General features: G+C 53.8%; 20 protein-coding genes and 1 tRNA gene. 8 read left to right on the forward strand and 13 right to left on the reverse strand.

Annotated elements, in window-relative coordinates:
• Window position 1: 1 nt before the first annotated feature.
• Genes CKX93_RS04870 through CKX93_RS04880 form a run of 3 tightly spaced genes read right to left on the reverse strand, consistent with a single transcriptional unit; the run spans window position 2 to window position 3753 of the window.
• Window positions 2–619 carry a hypothetical protein gene (locus CKX93_RS04870; protein WP_076755563.1) on the reverse strand — a complete coding sequence of 206 codons (618 nt, stop codon included), beginning with the start codon at window positions 617–619 and terminating at the stop codon, window positions 2–4.
• Window positions 620–679: 60 nt separating this feature from the next.
• On the reverse strand, window positions 680–1066 hold the full coding sequence (locus CKX93_RS04875) for a hypothetical protein (RefSeq protein ID WP_076755564.1): 387 nt from the start codon (window positions 1064–1066) through the stop codon (window positions 680–682).
• Window positions 1067–1071: 5 nt separating this feature from the next.
• Window positions 1072–3753 (reverse strand): bifunctional acetate--CoA ligase family protein/GNAT family N-acetyltransferase, encoded by a 2682-nt coding sequence (locus CKX93_RS04880; RefSeq protein WP_076755565.1) that lies wholly within the window; start codon window positions 3751–3753, stop codon window positions 1072–1074.
• Between the two features lie 113 nt (window positions 3754–3866).
• Here CKX93_RS04880 and CKX93_RS04885 point away from each other — a divergent pair, with 113 nt between their 5' ends.
• On the forward strand, window positions 3867–4796 hold the full coding sequence (locus tag CKX93_RS04885) for a histone deacetylase family protein (RefSeq protein WP_143339928.1): 930 nt from the start codon (window positions 3867–3869) through the stop codon (window positions 4794–4796).
• Window positions 4797–4831: 35 nt separating this feature from the next.
• On the opposite strand, the gene CKX93_RS04890 is transcribed toward CKX93_RS04885, so the two are convergent.
• The 3 genes from CKX93_RS04890 to CKX93_RS04900 all read right to left on the reverse strand — a co-directional run bounded on the left by CKX93_RS04890 (window position 4832) and on the right by CKX93_RS04900 (window position 8222).
• Entirely contained in the window at window positions 4832–5389 is a 558-nt protein-coding gene (locus CKX93_RS04890; RefSeq protein WP_076755566.1) for a thioredoxin family protein, read from the reverse strand.
• Between the two features lie 14 nt (window positions 5390–5403).
• Window positions 5404–6294: a phosphoribulokinase gene (locus CKX93_RS04895; RefSeq protein ID WP_076755567.1), complete on the reverse strand. Its 891-nt coding sequence runs from the start codon at window positions 6292–6294 to the stop codon at window positions 5404–5406.
• Between the two features lie 86 nt (window positions 6295–6380).
• Complete coding sequence (locus tag CKX93_RS04900) at window positions 6381–8222, reverse strand: SLC13 family permease (RefSeq protein ID WP_076755568.1); 1842 nt, start codon at window positions 8220–8222, stop codon at window positions 6381–6383.
• 116 nt (window positions 8223–8338) lie between these two features.
• Here CKX93_RS04900 and CKX93_RS04905 point away from each other — a divergent pair, with 116 nt between their 5' ends.
• Window positions 8339–9193 (forward strand): universal stress protein, encoded by an 855-nt coding sequence (locus tag CKX93_RS04905; RefSeq protein ID WP_076755569.1) that lies wholly within the window; start codon window positions 8339–8341, stop codon window positions 9191–9193.
• Here CKX93_RS04905 and trmB read toward each other — a convergent pair.
• From trmB to thiS, 3 genes are read right to left on the reverse strand one after another with little or no spacing between them, the layout of a single operon-like run.
• Window positions 9186–9860: a tRNA (guanosine(46)-N7)-methyltransferase TrmB gene (gene trmB, locus CKX93_RS04910; RefSeq protein ID WP_076755570.1), complete on the reverse strand. Its 675-nt coding sequence runs from the start codon at window positions 9858–9860 to the stop codon at window positions 9186–9188. The two genes, CKX93_RS04905 and trmB, sit on opposite strands and share 8 nt — an antisense overlap.
• A complete protein-coding gene (locus tag CKX93_RS04915; protein WP_076755571.1) occupies window positions 9857–10642 on the reverse strand; it encodes a thiazole synthase in 786 nt (261 codons plus the stop codon). Before CKX93_RS04915 ends, trmB begins: the two co-directional genes overlap by 4 nt.
• A gap of 30 nt (window positions 10643–10672) precedes the next feature.
• The gene (gene thiS, locus CKX93_RS04920; protein ID WP_234982814.1) at window positions 10673–10906 is read right to left on the reverse strand and encodes a sulfur carrier protein ThiS; all 234 of its coding nucleotides are present in this window, start codon (window positions 10904–10906) and stop codon (window positions 10673–10675) included.
• 35 nt (window positions 10907–10941) lie between these two features.
• Between thiS and CKX93_RS04925 the strand changes: the two genes are divergently transcribed.
• The 3 genes from CKX93_RS04925 (at window position 10942) to CKX93_RS04935 (ending at window position 12638) form a co-directional block, all read left to right on the forward strand.
• Window positions 10942–11015: transfer RNA gene (locus tag CKX93_RS04925), tRNA-Gly, on the forward strand.
• Between the two features lie 43 nt (window positions 11016–11058).
• Complete coding sequence (gene thiO / locus CKX93_RS04930) at window positions 11059–12147, forward strand: glycine oxidase ThiO (RefSeq protein ID WP_076755572.1); 1089 nt, start codon at window positions 11059–11061, stop codon at window positions 12145–12147.
• Between the two features lie 59 nt (window positions 12148–12206).
• Window positions 12207–12638: a Fur family transcriptional regulator gene (locus CKX93_RS04935; RefSeq protein WP_076755573.1), complete on the forward strand. Its 432-nt coding sequence runs from the start codon at window positions 12207–12209 to the stop codon at window positions 12636–12638.
• Here the strand turns inward: CKX93_RS04935 and ntrC are convergent.
• The 3 genes from ntrC to glnA all read right to left on the reverse strand — a co-directional run bounded on the left by ntrC (window position 12629) and on the right by glnA (window position 16617).
• A complete protein-coding gene (gene ntrC, locus CKX93_RS04940; RefSeq protein ID WP_076755574.1) occupies window positions 12629–14041 on the reverse strand; it encodes a nitrogen regulation protein NR(I) in 1413 nt (470 codons plus the stop codon). The two genes, CKX93_RS04935 and ntrC, sit on opposite strands and share 10 nt — an antisense overlap.
• Complete coding sequence (gene glnL, locus CKX93_RS04945) at window positions 14028–15098, reverse strand: nitrogen regulation protein NR(II) (protein WP_076755575.1); 1071 nt, start codon at window positions 15096–15098, stop codon at window positions 14028–14030. Before glnL ends, ntrC begins: the two co-directional genes overlap by 14 nt.
• Before the next feature lie 109 nt (window positions 15099–15207).
• On the reverse strand, window positions 15208–16617 hold the full coding sequence (gene glnA / locus CKX93_RS04950) for a glutamate--ammonia ligase (RefSeq protein ID WP_076755576.1): 1410 nt from the start codon (window positions 16615–16617) through the stop codon (window positions 15208–15210).
• 281 nt (window positions 16618–16898) lie between these two features.
• On the opposite strand from glnA, the gene glyQ reads away from it, so the two are divergent.
• From glyQ to CKX93_RS04965, 3 genes are read left to right on the forward strand one after another with little or no spacing between them, the layout of a single operon-like run.
• Window positions 16899–17825: a glycine--tRNA ligase subunit alpha gene (gene glyQ / locus CKX93_RS04955; protein ID WP_076755577.1), complete on the forward strand. Its 927-nt coding sequence runs from the start codon at window positions 16899–16901 to the stop codon at window positions 17823–17825.
• Window positions 17822–19897 (forward strand): glycine--tRNA ligase subunit beta, encoded by a 2076-nt coding sequence (gene glyS, locus CKX93_RS04960; RefSeq protein WP_076755578.1) that lies wholly within the window; start codon window positions 17822–17824, stop codon window positions 19895–19897. The genes glyQ and glyS overlap by 4 nt, the downstream gene beginning before the upstream one ends.
• A 4-nt stretch (window positions 19898–19901) precedes the next feature.
• Window positions 19902–20669: a lysophospholipid acyltransferase family protein gene (locus CKX93_RS04965; RefSeq protein WP_076755579.1), complete on the forward strand. Its 768-nt coding sequence runs from the start codon at window positions 19902–19904 to the stop codon at window positions 20667–20669.
• Here the strand turns inward: CKX93_RS04965 and CKX93_RS04970 are convergent.
• Window positions 20638–21420, reverse strand: a complete 783-nt coding sequence (locus tag CKX93_RS04970; RefSeq protein ID WP_076755580.1) for a TatD family hydrolase — start codon at window positions 21418–21420, stop codon at window positions 20638–20640. The two genes, CKX93_RS04965 and CKX93_RS04970, sit on opposite strands and share 32 nt — an antisense overlap.
• Window positions 21421–21427 lie beyond the last annotated feature (7 nt).

Here is a 21427-nt window from a genome sequence, read left to right on the forward strand (position 1 = left end):
GCTAGACGCTTTGGCTGGCACTTTGAAAGTATTTCAACGCCTTTTCAATGGCATAAAACGGTGCTTGTTCAGCGGCGGTTGCACTATGGCCGGGTTCCACATCCGCATGATATTTGCGGAAAGCTAATACATGAATAGGCAGCTCTCGGGCAAAGAGTGGGTTTTCTTGGATAAAGTGTTGGGCTACTGCCAGTACCAACCAAAACCGTGTTGTAGCGGGCAGTATATCCGGGTTGACCGTGATGCGCGGCAGCTCACCCGACTGGCCGTGGATACTGACACAGATTTTTTCCTCGTGGCCTGGCGCATCGGAAGGCGCTGCATCGGCAAGCAGTTTCAGGTCAAGCTGCGCGTGCAAGCGATCATGCCCTTTGCGACTGACATGATCGCGGGGTTGGAAGACCTTGCTGGACATGTTGACCGCCCAGAGTTCCAGAGTTTCTGATAGCTCCGCCGCGGTATCACATTCGCCTAGAGCGTACAGCTGTTGGGCATAGAGCATGTCCCACACCCAAATTTGGCCGTACTCCGGTAGTTCACCCTCTTGATGTACAGTGATGAGTTGTTCGCTTGTGTCATCTGCTGGTGGCGCGATGCTCAGGATAATATCGACCGACATAGGGACCTCGGCAATTCATGAGTCAATAACTCAGGATTATCCGCCCCATCGGTTGTGGCATCAAGGCTCGCCAATGCCGGATAAAATTCCTTCTGGCATGATCACCTCGCGCATTACCCGACTTTCACTGTGACGACCGCCACAGACGCCTAGGCTGAGTCCGTCACTGAAATGGGCCTCAATGGTGTACCCCAGTCCAGGTTCATGATTCAGTACAACGCTGCGAGTTTCGCCGGGCTGCAGTTGCAAGATGGTGGTTTTCTGCTGTGTATCGACATTGGCATAGCCAATGTCTACAGAAGGTAAGGTTTCGGCTGTGCGATTTTGCACATGTACAATCAGCGTGCGCTCGGGGAGAGCCAAGCTTGGAGTTTGCCAAAATAGAGTCAGTAGGCTTCCCGCGACTATACCCAAACCAGCTGCAATGATAAGAGCATATTGACGCATTGGACTCACAGGCGTTTGAAGACTTTTTTGATCCCCTCATCTTCGGGGCTATTCTGGATTTTAAATCCCAGACGACGTATCAAGGCTAGCATATTGGTGTTTTGCACGAGCACTTCGCCTTCGATGGTGCGCAAGCCACGTGAGCGGGCTACGTCCATCAGCTCATTCATTAAATAGCTGCCAATGCCTTTTTGTGTCCAATCATCCGCCACTGTGATTGCAAATTCACAGCTGAGTTGGTCGGGATTGGCGGTATATCGGGCGACCGCCACTTGTAACTCACCGCCATCAGGTTGTTCACGCACGGCGATTAAGGCCATCTCGCGGTCGTAATCGATTTGCGTAAAGCGCACCAGCATATGCGGGGTTAACTCATGTACTGCTTGCATGAATCGGAAATAGCGCGATTCGGCGGATAAGTGGCGCACAAACTGCTGTTCGATCTCGGCATCCTCAGGACGGATCGGGCGAATGGTCAGATTCGTGCCGTCCGCCAGCTGCCATTGTTTGACCAAATGCGCGGGATAGGGGTGAATCGCCATATGTGCGTAGCGATCCGGCATGCTGGGTGGGTAATCCACACTGATACGGGCATCGACTGCCGCCAGACCGTTTTCATCAGCAATCAGCGGATTGATATCTAATTCCTGGATTTCCGGAAGCTCACAGACCATTTCTGAAACGCGCAGCAAAACGCGTTCCAAGGCTTCTTTATCGACCGCAGGCATATTGCGGAATTGTTTGAGCATGGCTGCCACTCGGGTGCGGGCAATCATCCCTTCGATAATGACCTCATTAAGTGGCGGTAAGGCCACAGCACGATCTTTGAGAATTTCCACCGAGGTACCCCCCGAGCCAAAACTGATCACGGGACCAAAAGCCGGGTCGCGTATCACGCCGACCATGAGTTCACGACCATGGGTGCTTTTGTGCATGCTTTCTATAGTGACGCCAGTGATGCGCGCGTCGGGCCTTATGCGTTGGGCGGTTTCCACCATCGACTGAAATGCACTGCGCACAGATTCAGCACTACTGATGTTTAAGCGTACGCCCTGGACGTCAGATTTATGACTGATATCGGGGGAATCAATCTTCATGGCTACCGGATAGCCTACAGTGCCGGCCGCAACCAATGCCTCTCCGGCTGTCGTGGCTCTGGCAGTTTGGGTAACCGGAATACGAAAGGCATTGAGCACCGCTTTGGACTCCATGGTGCTCAGCACTTTGCGGCCATCACTTAGGGCACCCTCGATGATCAGCCGAGCGCTCTTGATATCTGTGCCATTGCGGTCTGTTAATGGGCCAGGTACCTGCAGCAGTAAGCGTTGGTTGCGTTGGTGTGCGGCCAGATAGGAAAAAGCCTCGACACCCGCCTCGGGGGTGGTGAACTGAGGCAGATGTTCCCGCGTAAAATGCTCGCGGGCTGTGGCCACTTGGCCTTTCCCCATCCAACAAGCAATCACCGGCTTTTCGGCACTGGCAGTAGCCTGGGTCACCACTTGGGCAGCACCGAGAGGATCAGTCATGGCCTGAGGCGTGAGCAGCACAATCGTGGCATCTACGCCTTCATCGGCGAGACAGACTTCAATGGCTTTTTCATAGCGGGCCGGTTCAGCATCTCCCAAGATGTCGATAGGATTGCCATGCGACCAATGCTCAGGCAAAACACCATCCAGAGCATCGAGACTTTGCTCCGAGAGATGCGCGATGGCTAGGTCCAATTCCACTGCCCGATCTGTGGCCATGACCCCGGGGCCGCCTGCATTGGTGATAATGGCCAAGCGATTGCCACTGACTCGGTAGCCGCTGGAGAGAATGCGTGCCGCGGAGAACAATTGCTGAATGGTGGTGGCGCGCACAGCACCAGCTCGCTCCAGCGCTGCATCAAACACATCATCGGCACCAACCAAGGCGCCGGTATGGGACATCGCCGCTTTGGACCCTTCGGCATGGCGCCCGGCCTTGATCACGATCACCGGTTTCATGCGAGCTGCGGCGCGCAGGCCACTCATGAAACGTCGGGCATTTTGGATGCCTTCGACATACAACAAGATACTGCGCGTCTCACGATCTAAAGCCAGATAATCCAAGACATCCCCGAAGTCGACATCACAGGCATCCCCCAAGGAAGCCACGGCAGAAAAGCCGATTTGTTCGCTTTCGGCCCAATCTAAAATAGCCGTACAAATGGCCCCTGACTGCGACACCAGGGCCAGTTTTCCGGGTGTCGCTCGGTTCTTGCTGAAGGTGGCATTGATGCCGCGACTGGGGCGCATCACGCCAAGGCAATTGGGACCGATGATGCGCAGATCAAACTCGCGGGATAGCTCCACGACTTCTTCCTGCAAGCGTTTGCCACCGGGGCCGCTCTCACCAAAGCCGGCGGAGAGAATGACCGCGGCGCGGACACCATTTTCACCACAGTGACGCAGCAGGGCAGGGATAGTTTTGGCCGGCGTGGTAATAACCGCGAGCTCGACGGGTTTGCCTATAGTTTCAATATCCGGAAACGCGCTAAGGCCTTGGATGGTTTTGTGTTTGGGATTAACGGGGTAAATGGGTGCTTTAAAACCCGCGTCAAGCAGGTTTGCCAAGACAATCTGGCCCAATGCATTCTCGCGCTCGCTGGCACCAATAACGGCAATGCTTTGGGGAGTGAAAATGCGATTCAGATAATGCGGACCCATACTACCCTCGTAAAAAATACTTCTAACAGGGTTTTATTATACGACGATTGCTGCGCTGCAACGTGGGTCGTTTGGGTTAAACTTTTGTGAAACCCACTGGAGTCAAGAAAACCGTGAGCATCGCATTCATTACCCATCATGATTGCACCCGCCATGAGATGACCCCTGAGCATCCAGAGGCACCCGAACGTTTGGGTGCTATCGATGATCGCCTGTTGGCCTCGGGCATTGGCATCTTATTGCGTCATTACGACGCACCTTTGGCAACCAATGAGGCCATACTCAGGGCCCACGCCCCGGCCTATTTGGCTTGGCTGGAACAGCAAGTTCCCGAAAAGGGTTCTTTGGCATTGTTGGATCAGGGTGATACCGCGATCAATGCCTACTCATTGACCGCCGCACGCCGCGCGGCAGGCGCTGCTGTGCTGGCGGTAGATTTGGTCATGTCGGGGGAAGCCAGTAGTGCATTTTGCAGCGTTAGGCCCCCAGGGCATCATGCTGAGCGCGCGCGAGCTATGGGTTTTTGCATCTTTAATAACGTTGCTGTGGCGGCGATGCATGCCCTCGAACATCATCACTTATCGCGCGTGGCGATTGTGGATTTCGATGTGCATCACGGCAATGGCACAGAGGAAATCTGTAGCGATAAACCTCAGATTCTTTTTTGTTCAACGTTCCAGCACCCATTTTACCCTTTTGTCGGTGAGGCATCAGATACAGACACTTTAGTGAATGTGCCGTTACCGGCTGGAACCGGGAGTGCCGCATTTCGCCAAGCCATACGTGACCATTGGTTGCCGGCGCTGGAGCGGGTCAAGCCTGAACTCATCATCATTTCTGCGGGGTTTGATGCGCATCGCGAGGAAGATATGGGGGGTATGTCATTGGTTGAGGATGACTTTGCCTGGGTGACCCAAGAATTGAAGGCTATTGCCAAACGCCATTCGCAGGGGAGGTTGGTTTCCTGTTTAGAGGGCGGCTACAACCTGTCGTCACTGGGGCGCTCAGTGACCGTACATCTGGATGCCCTCATCGGCCATTAGTCAATCGGTGGCAGCGCCACCGAAGACTCAGGCTTTCAGGCTTTCCACTTGATGTTACAACCCAGACTGGGTTTTTGCTCTGCGGGAGCTGGCTTGCCAGCAAGTAAGTCATCCAGAGCGGCCCGCATATCTTCTCCGGTCACGGGGATATCACTACCGGGCCGAGCACCATCAAACTGGCCTCGGTAATAGAGTTTGCGGTCGGCATCAAACACGAAAAAATCCGGTGTGCAGGCTGCATCATAGGCCTTGGCGACTTCCTGAGTTTCATCGAATAAATAGGGGAAGGTATAGCCAAATCGCCGCGCCTCATCCTGCATTTTCTCCGGGCTATCTTCCGGATAATTCTCGACATCATTTGAGTTGATGGCGATAACGGCTATCCCCTTCGCAGAGTAAGCCCGACCCAAGCGGGCAAACTCGTGACGCAGCAATTGCACAAACGGGCAATGGTTACAAATAAAGGCGATCAGGTACCCCTTGGCTTCGGGAAAATCACTTAATGAGACGTGTTTTCCACTGCTTGGGTCCAGCAGGCGGAACTCGGGAGCCGAAGTTCCCAAGGCGATCATGGTGGATTCAGTGCGTACCAAGTTGCGTTCTCCCGTTACCGACGTCGCTCAAGAAGATCATGAATGATCGGTGCCAAAATAATTTCCATGGCCAGACCCAGTTTTCCGCCTGGGATCACGATCGTGTTACGCCGCGACATGAATGAGTCCTTCAGCATATTCAATAGATATGGAAAATCTACCCCGAATTTTTTGGGGTTGCTGAAACGAATCACAATTAAACTCTCGTCGGGAGTTGGGATGTCGCGGGCGATGAACGGGTTGGACGTATCCACCGTAGGAACACGTTGGAAGTTAACATCCGTGCGCGAGAACTGCGGAGTGATGTAATTCACGTAATCGGGCATGCGCCGCAAGATCGTGTCAACAATGGCCTCAGCAGAATAACCTCTTTCGGCATTATCGCGAAAAATCTTTTGAATCCACTCAAGATTAACAATGGGCACGACACCGATGCCTAAATCGACATGCTGCGCACAGTTGGTATCACCATCGGCAACTAAACCATGCAAGCCCTCATAAAACATCAGATCTGAGCCTGTTGGGATATCTTCCCAAGGCGTGAATTCGCCTGGCTTGAGGCTGGTGCCAAGCCGACCATTGTGTGCTTCAGCTTCTTCGTCACTGTGCAGGTAATAACGTTTTTTACCGCCGCCGGTGGCGCCGTAGGTCTTAAACAGGTCTTCAAGCTTGTCGAACAGGTTTGATTCTGGTCCGAAATGGCTGAAGTGATCATTGCCGTGGGAGGCAGCCTCTTGCATCGCCTGTTTCATTTCCACGCGATTAAAGCGATGAAAGCTGTCGCCCTCAATGATGACCGGATTGATCTGCTCACGGCGAAAAATATGTTCGAAGGCATTCTTAATGGTAGAAGTTCCAGCTCCCGAAGAACCAGTAACCGCAACAATCGGATGTTTCGTGGACATATCAGACTCCCCAAAGGCTTAAAATAATTGGTCGCTGCCATCATGCTTAGATAGCAGCGTTTCCCCATAGTGTGTATGGAATTGCCTCAGAAAACCAGATTTAGCATGGTCAGCGAGACGACGAGGAACAATATCGTCATGATGCCGCCGGCTTTCATGAAGTCAATCACCCGATAGCCACCAGGGCCCATGATGAGAGCGTTGACTTGATGTGTGGGGATGAGGAACGAATTTGAAGTGGCAATGGCGACGGTCAATGCAAAGACCCGAGGATCTGCATCCATTCCCATGGTTTGAGCAGCCATAGCAAAGCTCACAGCCAGCGGTACTAACAGGACAGTGGCTCCAACATTCGACATTACCAAGGTAAAAAAGGTGGCGAGAATGGCCATAGTCGCTTGCAAGACCCAAGGTGAGACAACCCCGAGGAAATTGAGCGTTTCCTGAGCAATCCATGCCGCAGTGCCGGTTTGTTCTACCGCGGCGCCTAAGGGGATGAGACTGGCCAGCAGGAATACAGTTTTCCAGCTCACGGCTTTATAGGCTTCGTCAATGCTCAAGACACCAGTGAGAATCATGCCCAAGGCACCGGTCAGTAGGGCAACTGATAGGCGTAGATCAGTGAAGAGAATCAGGCCTAAGGTGATGGCAAAAAACACCAGTGCATAGGGTACTTTTTTGGGGCGTAGATCCTCATGCGGGTAATCGCTGGTGATGACTACGAAATCGCGATCTTTATCGACGCGCGCCAAAGAGTCCCAACGGCAATGGCAGACCAAGGTGTCGCCCGCCTGCAAAGCGACGTCGCGCACATTGTCGCGGATCGTGTCCTGATTGCGATGAATGCCTAGAACCGAGAGGCCATAGGTTTTACGCATGGCGATATCAGTGACCCGTTTGCCCAGCAGCCCAGAGCCGGGGGGCAGCACCACCTCAGCAACACCCGATTGGGTCGCAGCCATGGCGTCTAAAAAGACATCAAGCCGATCTTTAAGTGGCTGGCCTGCGCGTGCGGCGAAGGCTTCTAAAGCCTCGCTGCGACCCATGATGGCAAGGTGGGCATTGGCTTCAATGACTAAGCCTCCCCATGGGCCTACGCGCAACTCGCCATTCATGAAAGTGCCAATGATGAAGATGGGAAACTCCGCCTCGATGTCGCGAATGGTTTGTCCAGCTAGCGGGCTTTTCTCACCCAGACGCAGTTCACGAATAACAAAATCCATCCCGTAGACCCGCTGGAAATATTCCTCGGTGCTCTCGATGCCAGCCGTCGCATCGGCTTTTTTTGCCGGCAGGACAAAGCGCCCTAGCAATACGAAATAAAGGATGCCAGTGATCACCAGGGCGATACCGATAGGCGTCACATCAAATAGCTGAAAAGGTTCCATCCCTGCAGGCAGCAGATCATTGAGCAAAATCAGCGGGCTTGAACCCACCATGGTCATGGTGCCACCTAAGATCGCACAAAAGCCCATAGGCATGAGCAAGCGTGACATATTGAGCCCCGTGCGGGCGCTGATGCGCGATACCACAGGAAGGAACAGTGCTGCCGCACCCACATTTTGCATGAAGCTGGAGATAACTCCGACTGTGCCCGAGACCATGGGGATGATCCGTTTTTCTGTGGTACCACCGGTACGCAGAATAAACGACGCGACACTCGACATAATCCCCGTTTTATCCAGGCCAGCGCCGATGATCATCACGGCGATAATGGAGATCACCGCATTACTGGCAAATCCGTCAAAAAGCCGTTGGGGATCGCTGATAGATTCTAGGCCTGGGACCAGGCTTAGTAAGCCCAGCAAAACCATGACCGCGACGGCCGCAACATCGATTCTAACGACTTCGGTGACAAAGAGAACGATGGTGAGAGCCAACAACCCTAAGACGACCGCCATTTGCGGTGTGAAAATGATTTCTTGCACTTTTGTTATAAAGGTATGAGTGAAGGGAATATAGAGTGTAAGTTTTTTCGCGGTGCGATTAAAGGTGGCTGGCGTTTCCGTTATGCTTCAATGATCAAGAAACGAGGTGTTTTTTTATGGAAAATGTGCTTCAGCCTGTCGGGCGATTCGAGTCAATTGTTCTGGCCAGTGATGGGACAGAACACAGTGAGGGCGCCAAGACTCTGGCTTTCTCCATTGCCAAAGCTTGCTCTGCCGAGCTACTGATCATTCGTATCGTGCTGACCAATCCGGAATATGAGTACATGGCTCCTGACCGTGTCGAACAAGAGACACAAGCGGCGCAAGAGTCACTGGAGGCCATGCAAGCTGAGGCTCAGGCCATGGGTATTTCATGCCGTATCGCCGTAAGGCATGGGGTAGATCCTTACATGGGGGTGGTCAATATAGCGGAGGAATCTCATGCCGATTGCGTGGTTGTTGGCCGCCGCCACCGCAGCGACTTAGCGCGTTTGTTGGTGGGTGATTCCACAGCGAAAATGATTGGCCACGCTGCCTGCAATGTTTTGGTTACCTCTGCGGATGCATTGGCGCCCCAGCAAGGCATTTTGGTGGCCACCGATGGCTCGCGTCAGGCTGATGCCGCCTGTATGGCGGCAGCGCGATTAGCCACTGAATATCGCTTACCCCTCAAAGTGGTCTCAGTTGCTCAAGAGGCTTCAGGTAGTCAGGGTCAAACCGATGCAGGGTATTGCGTCGAGCGCGTGATCACTGCCTTAGCGCCAGCTCTTGCTGATGTGGGCGTTGCCATTGAAGGTTTGGTAGAGGTGGGGCGCGCTGATGAGGCCATCAATGAGGCCGCCAGAAGACACGGTGCTGATCTTGTGGTGGTTGGCAGTCACGGCCGCACAGGCTTGCAGCGATTGATCATGGGTAGTGTGTCCGAGCGGGTTGTGGCCCACGCCAGCAGTCCTGTGCTCGTGGTTAAGTAAGCGCTGCTCGCGTGTACATTAAATCCCAAACGCCATGCCCCAGGCGTTGCCCACGTTGTTCAAACTTGGTGAGCGGCCGATACTCAGGTCTGGGGCTGAAACAGCCGCGCCCCGCATCATTCTTCAAACCGGGCTCCGCATCCAGTACCGCGAGCATCTGCTGTGCATAGTCTTGCCAATCCGTAGCCAAATGGATCTGACCTTCGGGCCGCAAACGCGCACATACCAACTGGATAAATTCGGATTGGATTAAGCGCCGCTTGTGGTGCCGCTTTTTGGGCCAAGGGTCAGGGAAAAAAATCTGCACCCCATCGAGGCTGTTTTCTGGTATCGATTCCCGCAGTACTTCTACAGCGTCATGACACAGAATATGTATATTCGTGAGTGACAATTGTTCGATTTGTTGCAGCAATTGGCCCACGCCCGGACGATGTACCTCGATACCAATGAACCGCCGGTCGGGACGAGCGGCGGCCATGGCAGCTAGGCTTGCACCGTTGCCAAAGCCAATCTCCAGTGTCACGGGTGCAGGCTCAGCGAGTAGTTCGGATAGGCGGGGATCGGCGAAGTCTAAACCCCAGAGCGGCCACAAGGTCTCAAGGGCGTTAGCCTGCCCGGTGGTGAGTCTGCCCTCGCGGCGGACGAAACTGCGAATTTGTCGAATCAGAAAAAAGTCCCATCAAGCGGTGATGAGGCAGAGGCATAGCGCTTGCGCGGCATGCGTCCGGCGAGAAAAGCCTCGCGACCTGCCTGAATGGCCTTTTTCATGGCTGAGGCCATGAGAACAGGATCTTTCGCCGCGGCAATAGCGGTATTCATCAATACGCCATCACACCCCAACTCCATGGCGATCGCTGCATCCGAAGCAGTGCCCACGCCCGCATCCACTAAGACAGGCACCTGAGCATTCTCCACAATCTCCAAGACGTTATAACGGTTTTGAATACCCAAGCCCGAACCGATCGGGGCAGCCAATGGCATCACCGCGATGCAGCCAATAGTCTCAAGCTCGCGGGCGATGATAGGGTCATCGCTGGTATAAACCATGACTTTGAAACCCTCGGCAACCAGTGTTTCGGCAGCTTTCAAGGTTTGTACGACGTCGGGATACAAGGTTTTTTCATCACCCAGAACTTCCAGTTTGACCAAGTCATGGCCGTCCAGTAACTCCCTGGCCAGGCGACACGTGCGCACCGCATCTTCGGCGGTGTAACACCCTGCGGTATTTGGCAGGATGGTGTATCGATCAGGCGGCAGGACATCCAGCAGATTGGCTTCGTTAGGATTTTGGCCGATATTGGTGCGGCGAATAGCGACCGTGACAATTTCCGCTCCAGAGGCTTCGGTAGCCAGTCGAGTTTCCTCGAGATCCTGGTACTTGCCGGTACCGACCAACAAGCGCGATTGGTAGGTTTTGCCGGCGAGGGTAAATGCATCTGTATTCGACATCTAAGCTTCCCTAAGAGACTGGGTTAAACACTAGCCACCACCGATGGCCTGAACAATCTCAACCTTATCACCTGAGCGCAGTTGATGGCTGGCAAAATGGCTGCGTGGTAGAAGCTCACCATTGATTTCCATGGCCAAGCGGCGCTCGGTAAGACCCAGGTGTTGAATAAGCTCTGCAGCCGTCAAAGGATCCGAAAAATCTTGGGTGGCGCCATTCACTTCCAGCTGCATAGCTTTGTCCTGTTGTTCCTGCATTGCACTCATTTTATCGCAATCTATCATGTAAACTATGAGGCTTCGCGGGTGTAGTTCAATGGTAGAACCTCAGCTTCCCAAGCTGATGACGTGGGTTCGATTCCCATCACCCGCTCCAAATATCTATGGAGTCTCAGTCCGATACTCCTGGGAGATATGGCATGACCGATTGTGTCATCGTCGGTGGCGGCCTGATGGGCATGTTGTCCGCACGCATGCTCCATGACAAGGGATTGAACGTCACTGTGGTGGATAAAGGCACCCCCGGACAAGAATCTTCCTGGGCAGGTGGCGGCATTCTCTCACCTTTGTATCCTTGGCGTTATCCCGAGCCGGTAACCCGACTAGCAGCTCTTACGCAAGGGGCCAGCGAAGTCTTGGCTCAGGAATTGCTCGAGGAGACTGGTCTCGATCCAGAGTGGACGCAAAGTGGCTTATTGGTCATCGATTCCGAGGAAGCATTGACAGCCACCGCTTGGGCGGATGAGCATTCCGACATTCCGCTTCATCTTCTTCATGGACAGCAAGCTATAACGGCAGTCGAGCCAGCCATTGCAGCGTTGCATAACGAGGCTATTTGGATGCCGCAGATTGCCCAGTTTCGCAATCCGCGCTTGGTTAAAGCGCTGCGCGCGAGTCTGAAGCACCGAGGCATACCAATACTGGCCGATTGTGCGGTCACAGAAATTCAGGTGACTCAGGGCAAAGTCATCGGTGTCAACACGGAGCAGGGGCCTATGCCGGCGGGTCAAGTGTTGGTGTGTAGTGGTGCGTGGTCAGCGCGTCTTGTGGAATCTTGGGCCAGCTTGCCGGTCGAGCCAGTAAGAGGACAGATGTTGGCTTTTGCTGCGCCTCATGGCCTTCTTAATCGTATGGTCTTACACCGTCAGCATTATTTGATTCCACGTCGAGATGGGCTGATCCTGGCGGGTAGCACCATTGAGCACGTGGGTTTCGACCACTCGGTAACACAGTCAGCGCGTGATTCATTGACTTCTGCTGCCATTGATATTTTGCCGGCACTGAAAGACTGCCAGATTGCCCATCACTGGGCAGGTCTGCGGCCGGGGTCACCCAATGGGGTCCCCATCATCGGCGAGCACGCGGACATCAAAGGGCTTTTTATCAATGCGGGTCACTATCGAAATGGTGTGGTGATGAGCTGGGGATCTTGTCAGTTATTGACGCAATTGATGTTGGGCGAGGTGACCTGTTGTGACCCACAGCCGTATCGGTATGCTTTCAACTGAAGCGGCTTTATCCGAGGGTTTTACTGGACTTTAGCGCATTCCCGCCTATACTTTGAGCTATGGGGCATAGCACACTCTCAAAAACGCCAAGCCGCGAAGACATCCTGGTTAAGCTGCGCGATCACGATGTCACGCCGACACAGCAGCGCTTGGATATTGGTATGGTGCTGTTTGAGAAACCTCAGCATTTATCGGCTGATCAGGTGCTCTCCAAGGTGAATGAGAACGGCCCATTGGTCTCTAAAGCCACGGTTTATAACACTTTGGGATTATTCGCTCGCCAGGGACTGGTCCGCGAGGTGGTGGTTGATCCCACGCGCCTGCTCTATGACTCCAACCTAGACCCACATCACCATGTGCTCGATGTCGACACTGGCGATATGCATGATGTTGAGGTGGCCGGTGTCCACGTACACCAACTGCCGCCCCTGCCCCCAGGTGTGGAGGTAGAAGGTATTGATGTGGTGATTCGTATTCGCCATCAGTCTTGATGCGTTCCTGAACTCATATCTAATTCGTTGATCTTGCGCGTCAGGGTATTTCGACCCCAGCCAAGTAGGCGGGCCGCGTCTTGTCGCCGTCCACCGGTTCGTTTTAAAGCCGCTTGAATCATGATGCGCTCGAAAGTAGGCAGAGCCTGGTCAAGAATACCGCTGCGTCCTCGAGCCAATTCTTGTTCAGCCCAGTGTGCGAGATTGTGCTCCCAGCTGCCCCCGGCTGTCTGAGTGTCGCGTTCATGCAGCTCTGGGGGTAGGTCATCAATATGTATCTCTCTGCCCGAGGCCATAACAGTTAGCCAGCGACAGAGATTTTCCAGCTGACGCACATTGCCGGGCCAGTCCAAGGCCGATAGGTAATCGATCACCTCAGGAAGAGGTACTTTGCGCTCCACGTTGAGCTCCGAGGCCGCCTGAGCTAAAAAATAATTGAGTAACAGCGGTATGTCTTGGCGACGGTCGCGCAGCGAAGGGACATGAATGCGAATGACATTCAGTCTATGGAACAAGTCTTCTCGGAATAACCCGTCTTTGACGCGCGCCTCAAGATTCTGATGAGTCGCGGCAATAATACGGACATCAACGCGAACCGGCATATGCCCGCCCACGCGATAGAACTCCCCATCAGCCAGAACCCGCAACAAGCGCGTTTGCAGTTCAGCCGGCATATCGCCGATTTCGTCTAAGAACAGTGTGCCGCCATCAGCTTGTTCAAAGCGGCCGCGGCGAGAACTTTGCGCGCCCGTGAATGCCCCTTTTTCGTGTCCAAATAGTTCGGACTCCAGCAGATCGCGAGGAATAGCTGCGGTGTTGAGTGCGATGAAGGGCATGTTGGCGCGAGGACTATGACGATGCAGCGCATCTGCCACCAATTCCTTACCAGTCCCGGACTCGCCATTGATGAGTACCGTGATATTGGAGCGCGATAAGCGACCAATGGCACGAAACACTTCCTGCATCGCCGGTGCCTCACCAATGATTTCAGTGGTTTTCGTGAGTCCTTGTGCCGATTCTTTGCCCTGTTCACGGCGTGCCTGACAGGCGCGGCGCACCAAGGAAACCGCTTCATCGACATCAAAAGGTTTTGGCAAATATTCGAAAGCTCCGCCCTGATAAGCAGAAACGGCACTTTCTAGATCAGAGTGTGCGGTCATGATGATGACGGGCAGGTCGGGGTGATCTTTTTTGATGCGGTCAAGCATTTCTAGTCCGTCCATGCCAGGCATGCGAATGTCGGTGAGTAAGGCATCAGGTACCTCCTCATGTAAAGCTTGTAAGGCATCACCGGCACCGGCAAACGAGGTGACACTGATATCGGCACGGTTCAGTGCACGCTCTAAGACCCAGCGAATGGAACGATCATCATCGATCACCCAGATGTGCTCACGATGCGTCATCTTGTGACTCCACAGGTAGTAAAATTGAAAAATTGGTTTCACCGGGCCTTGATTCACATTCAATCAGGCCGCCATGCTGGTTGATCAGGGCTTGGGCAATGGATAGACCCAAGCCCGTGCCCCCATCTTTACCCGACACCATGGGAAAAAAAATCCGCTCACTTATGTCTTGGGCTATACCCGGCCCATTGTCGATCACCTCGATTTGCGCCACGAGCTTATGCCGCGTCTGTCCAATGGTGAACTGACGAAGCACACGTGTGCGTAAAATGACGTTGCCCGATTGATCCAAAGCTTGAATGGCATTGCGTACGATATTCAGCAGTGCTTGGATCAGCATATCTCGATCGGCGCTGATCTCAGGGATGCTGGGGTCATAATCGGTCACCCAGGTGATGGCCAAAGGCGCTTCAGCAGAGACCAATTGGCGCACATGTTCGAGGATTTCATGCACATTGATGTGCTGCATTCGGGGCAGGTTGTTGGGCCCCAGCATGCGATCTAAGAGGTCCTGCAGGCGATCGGCTTCACCGATAATGATGCGTGTGTACTCTCGTAATTCGGCATCGGGAAGTTCGCGTTCCAGTAGCTGGGCCGCACCTCGCAACCCTCCTAGAGGGTTTTTGATTTCATGGGCGAGACCGCGCAGCAAGGCGCGTGCTGCAGCATGTTGGGTGAGCAATTGTTCTTCTTTGAAGATCCGCATTTGGCGATCGATTTGCGTGATTTCCATGAGCAATTTGCGCTCGTGGCCGGGCTCGGAAATCGGCGATACTGTGATATCCACCGTCAATTCGCGGTCATGAGGCAGGCGCAGGGGTCGCTCACGCTCGGTAAACGGGTGTCCGGTTTGCAAGGACTGCCGCAAGCTGGCAATCAAGTCATCATGATCCAGTAACCACTCAGTTGCGGGCAGGCCCTCGACCCGTTTAAAGCTGTTCTCCAGCAACATTTCCGCAGCGGGATTCAAATAGCGCAGCCGCAATTGCGCATCTAGCATCACCACTGAAGTGGTCATGCTATCTAGCAGTTGACGGTGTACGCTGAGGATTTGCATGTTTTGGTTTAGTGCCGCTTAGTAATGTGCCTATGGTTTGTTGTTAGGAAAAAAAACCCCCGGCGTTGGGGCCGGGGGTTTCGGATCCCAAGTTGGATCGCAGCCCCTCTTACAGGCTGTAATACATATCGAACTCTGCGGGATGCGTGGTCATGCGCAGGCGCGTGACATCTTCCATTTTCAGGTCGATATAGGCATCGATCATGTCGCTGGAGAAAACGCCGCCAGCCATCAGGAATTCACGATCTTTGTCTAAAGCATCTAGAGCTTGATCCAAGGAATGGCAGACTTGCGGGATCATCTTTTCCTCTTCCGGCGGCAAGTCGTACAAATTCTTATCCATGGCTTCACCTGGATCGATCTTGTTCTGGATGCCATCAATGGCCGCCATGATCATGGCCGAGAAGGCCAGATAGGGGTTAGCGGTTGAGTCGGGGAAGCGCAACTCGATACGGCGTGCCTTCGGGCTGGTCACATAAGGAATACGGACCGATGCCGAGCGGTTACGAGCTGAGTAGGCTAGCATCACCGGTGCTTCAAAACCGGGCACCAGACGCTTGTAGCTGTTGGTTGACGGGTTAGTGAATGCATTGAGTGCACGGGCATGCTTAATCAAACCGCCGATCGCATACAGAGCTTCCTGAGATAGGCCACCATATTTGTCACCGGCGAAGATATTTTTGCCGCCCTTGGACAAAGAGAAGTTCACATGCATGCCGTTACCGTTATCGCCCACCAACGGCTTTGGCATGAAGGTAGCGGTCTTGCCGTAGTTATGTGCCACGTTGAGCACAACATATTTGAGAATAAGCACTTCATCGGCTTTACGGGTCAGTGCATCGGCGCCAACGCCAATCTCACACTGACCAGCGGTCGCCACTTCATGATGGTGCACTTCGGTTTTAAGGCCCATCGCATCCAAGGCCAGACACATCGCTGAGCGCAGGTCCTGTAGGCTATCAACCGGCGGCACGGGAAAATAACCGCCCTTGACAGTGGGTCGGTGACCAATGTTGCCGTCTTCAAAGACTTTCTCTGAGTTCCAAGAGGCTTCGTCAGCATCGATCCGGAAAAATGAGCCGTGAATTGAGTTGCCCCATTTAATGTCGTCAAAGACAAAGAATTCGTTTTCTGGACCAAACATACTACCGTCGGCAATGCCGGTGCTTGCCAGATAGGCTTCCGCACGCTTAGCTAGAGAGCGAGGGCAACGATCATAGCCTTGCATGGTGGCCGGCTCGACAACATCGCAGCGGATGATCATGGTGGAGTCATCGAAGAAGGGGTCCATGACCGCACTGCTGGAGTCAGGCATCAGGATCATGTCGGAGTCATTGATGCCTTTCCAGCCAGCAATGGAGGAGCCGTCAAATGTTTTACCGCCCTCAAGTACATCTTCATCGACCGTGTGTGCCGGAACCGATACGTGCTGTTCCTTACCGCGGCTATCCACGAACCGGAAATCGACGAATTTCACGTCGTTATCCTTCATCATTTTCAATACTTCACTGGTAGACATCTGTGCTCCTCCGGGGAACGAGTTGAGTTTCAGGTTGAAGCGGCGCGTCCATGCAACGCCGCATGGAGAACCTTGCAGAATTAGCTAGCAGGAACCGTGCCATCCATCCTGAAACTGCCAATATAGTGAAAACACGGCATTTTTTGCCCCGATTGAGGGCGTCGTACGCACTATTTTAAGGCATTAAGCCAAAATAAGCACCAATTCAGTGCATTTGTGTCCCGGCTAGCCGCAGCCCCAGCCCGCCCGCTATACTTTCGCCACACTTTTGGAAGCGCTCTATGTCCGTTCGAGATGTCGATACTTTTCAAGGCTTGATTTTGGCCCTGCAGGATTTTTGGGCTCAGCAAGGCTGCGTGTTGTTGCAACCCTATGATATGGAAATGGGTGCGGGGACTTTTCATGCCGCCACATTTTTGCGTGCCATCGGCCCTGAACCTTGGCATGCCGCCTATGTCCAGCCATCCCGGCGTCCCACTGACGGGCGTTACGGAGAGAATCCCAATCGATTGCAGCACTATTACCAGTTCCAGGTGCTGCTCAAGCCTTCCCCGGACAATATCCAGGACTTATATCTGGATTCCTTGCGGGCGCTCGGGATTGACCCCTTGGTGCATGACATTCGTTTTGTTGAGGATAACTGGGAATCCCCGACGCTGGGCGCTTGGGGTCTGGGTTGGGAGGTCTGGCTCGATGGTATGGAGGTAACGCAGTTCACTTATTTCCAACAAGTCGGCGGTTTGGACTGCCGACCTGTGAGTGGTGAAATTACCTACGGGCTGGAGCGCATAGCCATGTATTTGCAAGGCGCCGAGAGCGTGTACGATTTGATCTGGACACAAAGTGCGCGGGGCATCGTGACCTACGGTGACGTTTATCACCAAAATGAAGTTGAGCAATCGCGGTATAACTTCGAACAGGCCGATATCCAAGCCTTATTGTCTTGGTTTGAAACCTGCGAGGCGCAAAGCCAAAAACTGATTGAAGCCAACCTGCCTTTGCCTGCCTATGAGCAAATGCTCAAGGCTTCACACACATTCAACCTGCTGGATGCTCGCCGCGCCATTTCGGTCACTGAGCGGCAACGATACATACTTCGGGTGCGAGAACTCGCTCGAGCCGTGGCGCAGCTTTATTTTGCCTCACGTGAGCAGTTGGGCTTTCCCATGCTTTCAGGATCTGGCGCTGCCACTCAGGGTGACGTATGACGCAATGCGCTGATCTGCTCATTGAGCTGGGCACCGAAGAATTACCGCCGCGTGCTTTGCCAGAACTTGAGGCAGCCTTTGCGAGTGAGATTGACAAGGGTTTAGAGGCTGCGGGCCTGGGCCATCAGGGGTTGGAGTCCTTTGCTACACCTCGCCGTCTGGCGGTATTGCTGCGCCAAGTTCCTGCGGAACAAGCATCGCGCACCGTCGAGCGGCGCGGCCCGGCAGTGGCTGCTGCCTTTGATGATGCCGGAAAACCGACTCCTGCAGCTTTGGGGTTCGCTCGCTCCTGCGGGGTTGAGATGGCAGATTTGCAAACCTTAGAAACCGATAAGGGGCACTGGCTGGTGCATCGTCAGATGCAGTTGGGCTCTGCCTTAGCTAAGTTGTTGCCGGATATCGTTGCCACAGCATTAGCAGCATTGCCCATCCCCAAGCGTATGCGCTGGGGCAACAATGATGCCGAGTTTGTGCGCCCGGTGCATTGGTTGGTACTTCTGTATGGGGATCAGGTGATTGATGCCGATATCATGGGTATCTCTGCGGGCCGAGAAACACGCGGCCACCGTTTTCATTGCCCCGAGCCATTGCAGATCAACGAGCCCAGCGGCTATGCCGGGATGCTGCAACGCCAGGGCTGGGTCATACCTCAATTCTCAGAGCGTCGCGAACAAGTCCGTCAGCAGGTCATGCAAGCGGCAGCAGCGCTGGGTGGCCAGGCCATTATCGAAGAAGAGTTGCTTGCTGAAGTCACCGCCTTAGTGGAGTGGCCGGTACCGATTACTGGACATTTTGATGCGCGTTTTTTGTCAGTGCCTCAAGAGGCTTTGATGTCGACCATGCAGGACAATCAGAAGTATTTCCCAGTGATTGATACCGATGGTGTGCTGATGCCGCATTTCATCACCATTGCCAATATCGATTCTCAGTCTCCTGAGCGTGTGCAAGAGGGTAACGAGCGCGTCATTCGTCCGCGCTTTGCTGATGCGGAGTTTTTTTGGACTCAAGATCGTCGCCAGACCTTGGAGAGTCATCTGCCCGGCCTGAAAACAGTGATTTTTCAGCAGCGACTGGGTAGTTTGTTCGACAAGACGCAGCGCATAACAGCGATGGCCGAGTGGCTCGCGCCCCAAATTGGTGCAGACCGAGAACAGGCCAAGCGCGCCGCGCAATTATGCAAATGTGATTTGCAGACTTTGATGGTTTACGAGTTCACTGAATTACAGGGCATTATGGGTCGCTACTACGCTGCCCACGATGGTGAGACTAAGGCGGTTGCCCAAGCCCTAGAAGAGCAATATTTCCCGCGTCAGGCGGGGGATAAGTTGCCAACTTCTGCGGAGGGACAGACCCTCGCGCTGGCGGATCGTTTGGATACCCTGGTGGGGATTTTTGCGATCGGACAAAAACCCAGTGGCACTAAAGATCCCTTTGCCTTACGGCGCGCGGCTCTGGGTGTCCTGCGTATTCTCATTGAATCTCAATTGCCGCTGGACTTGCAGACACTGCTGCAGCAGGCCGCTAAGGCTTACCCAGCAGCAGTGCCGGCCGAAAAAGCTGTTCCCGAAGTGCTTGATTACATGCTCGAACGTTTGCGCGCTTACTATGCAGATCAGGGCGTGATTCCAGAAATCTTTGAATCAGTTCTGGCGTTGCGGCCTTTAAAGCCGCTGGATTTCGATGCTCGCGTGCACGCGGTAGCGCATTTCCGCGAATTGCCAGAGGCCGAGGCCCTGGCTGCTGCCCATAAACGCATCCACAATATTTTGCGCAAACAGGAAGTGGACACTGAGGCGGCAATAGTCGATGGCGAGCTTCTATCAGAAGTGGCTGAGCTGAGCCTTTTTAACGCACTAGAGGAGCTGCAGCCGCGCATTGGGGCACTATTTGATCAGGCTGACTACACTGCTGGGTTGACTGCTTTAGCAGCATTGCGAGGTCCTGTGGATACATTTTTTGAGCAGGTCATGGTAATGGCAGAAGACCCCAAGACTCGTGCCAATCGTTTGGCTTTACTGGGACAGGTCTCACGGTTATTGATTCGCGTTGCTGATCTGTCACGACTGCCTTAGCGCTGTGAAATTCCTGCTCACTATTCGCGCCTCTGTTTTTTGGCTGGGTATGGTTTTGTCGACGGTGATCGTCGGCCTGGTGATACCCTTGCTCGCACCCCTACCTTGGCGGTTACGCTACCGCCTCTTGGCTATGTGGCCGCGCTTCAATCTATTTTGGTTGCGACTTTGCTGCGGTATCCGCTACCGCGTAAACGGCATTGAGCATCTGCCGAATCAGGCTGCGATTGTCATGGCAAAACACCAATCGACCTGGGAAACCTTGGCGTTAACGCAAATTCTTCCACCGCAGGTCTGGGTGTTAAAACAAGAACTACTGAACGTGCCTGTTTTTGGCTGGGGCATGCGCTTGTTGAGCGCCATCGCTTTGGATCGCGCTGCGGGTCGTAAAGCCATGGTTGAGTTAGTTAGACAGGGCGGTGAGCGTTTACAACGGGGTCTTTGGGTGATTGTTTTCCCGGAAGGCACCCGCACCTCGCCTGGTGCGCCGCCGCGCTACCGCATGGGTGGGGCTGTTCTGGCTGCGCGCACAGGGGTACCTATTGTGCCCATCGCCCATAATGCGGGTTTGTTTTGGCCGCGCGGCAGTTTCATTAAATATCCCGGTACGATTGAAGTGGAGATTGGGCCGTTGATCCCCACTGAGGGGCGGCAAGCAGGGGACATCATGCGGGATGTTCAGCAGTGGATTGAACCACACACAAATCGCTTATGCGGCTTGTTGATGCCAACCGGCACAGCTAGTCACCCAAGCCAGAGGCATCAGGCTTAAAAAGATGCAGGGCGTTAGCAGTCGTGGCATTCGCTAGTGCCTCATGGGATTCACCACGGATGGCTGCGATTTGCTGCAGTATCTCCGCCAGCCAAGCAGGTTCGTTGCGCTCTCTGGCGTGGCCTGCTCCCGGCTGATCCGGTGCATCAGTCTCCAGCAGAAGGACATTGGCGGGGAGTGCTTGCAGTACCGCTTGCAGTCGCTTGGCTCGATCCCAGGTCACCGCGCCGCCAAAGCCAAGCATAAAGCCTTGATTCATGAGTTGCTCAGCTTGTTGCAAGCTGCCCGAAAAACTATGCACGACACCGCGTAGCCCGGGTCGTTGCCGAATGGCTTTGATCACTTGATCGACACTTTTTCTGGCGTGAATGATCACCGGTAAATCCCGCTCAAGTGCTATATCGAGCTGCGCTGTGAAATACGCCCACTGTTCCTCGAAGCGGGATAACGGCAGAGTGCCATCCAGACCGATTTCACCGATGGCAACGACATGCTGCCTTTCCTGGAGATGTGCTCTCAAATCCTCAATATGCTCAGGCTGGTGATCAGCCAGATATAGGGGATGCAGACCCAAGGCAAAATGCACGTCAGGATATTTCTGGGCAATCTCCATGACTCGTGGCCATCGAACTTTGTTGACCGCAGGAATGATCAAATGACCAAGACCCAAGCCTCTTGCGCGTTGCCAGCAGGCATCACGATCGGCGTCGAAGGCAGGGAAATCAAAATGACAATGGCTATCGATAAACATATTTTGA

This window comes from Ectothiorhodosinus mongolicus, from assembly GCF_022406875.1.
GTDB classification, from domain to species: Bacteria; Pseudomonadota; Gammaproteobacteria; order Ectothiorhodospirales; family Ectothiorhodospiraceae; genus Ectothiorhodospira; species Ectothiorhodospira mongolica.

Excerpts from the sequence above, each read along its gene's own strand:
- CKX93_RS04870 (WP_076755563.1), bottom strand. The coding sequence starts at position 619 with ATGTCGGTCGATATTATCCTGAGCATCGCGCCACCAGCAGATGACACA.
- CKX93_RS04875 (WP_076755564.1), bottom strand. The coding sequence starts at position 1,066 with ATGCGTCAATATGCTCTTATCATTGCAGCTGGTTTGGGTATAGTCGCG.
- CKX93_RS04880 (WP_076755565.1), bottom strand. The coding sequence starts at position 3,753 with ATGGGTCCGCATTATCTGAATCGCATTTTCACTCCCCAAAGCATTGCC.
- CKX93_RS04895 (WP_076755567.1), bottom strand. The coding sequence starts at position 6,294 with ATGTCCACGAAACATCCGATTGTTGCGGTTACTGGTTCTTCGGGAGCT.
- CKX93_RS04905 (WP_076755569.1), top strand. The coding sequence starts at position 8,339 with ATGGAAAATGTGCTTCAGCCTGTCGGGCGATTCGAGTCAATTGTTCTG.
- CKX93_RS04915 (WP_076755571.1), bottom strand. The coding sequence starts at position 10,642 with ATGTCGAATACAGATGCATTTACCCTCGCCGGCAAAACCTACCAATCG.
- thiS (WP_234982814.1), bottom strand. The coding sequence starts at position 10,906 with ATGAGTGCAATGCAGGAACAACAGGACAAAGCTATGCAGCTGGAAGTG.
- thiO (WP_076755572.1), top strand. The coding sequence starts at position 11,059 with ATGACCGATTGTGTCATCGTCGGTGGCGGCCTGATGGGCATGTTGTCC.
- CKX93_RS04935 (WP_076755573.1), top strand. The coding sequence starts at position 12,207 with ATGGGGCATAGCACACTCTCAAAAACGCCAAGCCGCGAAGACATCCTG.
- ntrC (WP_076755574.1), bottom strand. The coding sequence starts at position 14,041 with ATGACGCATCGTGAGCACATCTGGGTGATCGATGATGATCGTTCCATT.
- glnL (WP_076755575.1), bottom strand. The coding sequence starts at position 15,098 with ATGCAAATCCTCAGCGTACACCGTCAACTGCTAGATAGCATGACCACT.
- glnA (WP_076755576.1), bottom strand. The coding sequence starts at position 16,617 with ATGTCTACCAGTGAAGTATTGAAAATGATGAAGGATAACGACGTGAAA.
- glyQ (WP_076755577.1), top strand. The coding sequence starts at position 16,899 with ATGTCCGTTCGAGATGTCGATACTTTTCAAGGCTTGATTTTGGCCCTG.
- glyS (WP_076755578.1), top strand. The coding sequence starts at position 17,822 with ATGACGCAATGCGCTGATCTGCTCATTGAGCTGGGCACCGAAGAATTA.
- CKX93_RS04970 (WP_076755580.1), bottom strand. The coding sequence starts at position 21,420 with ATGTTTATCGATAGCCATTGTCATTTTGATTTCCCTGCCTTCGACGCC.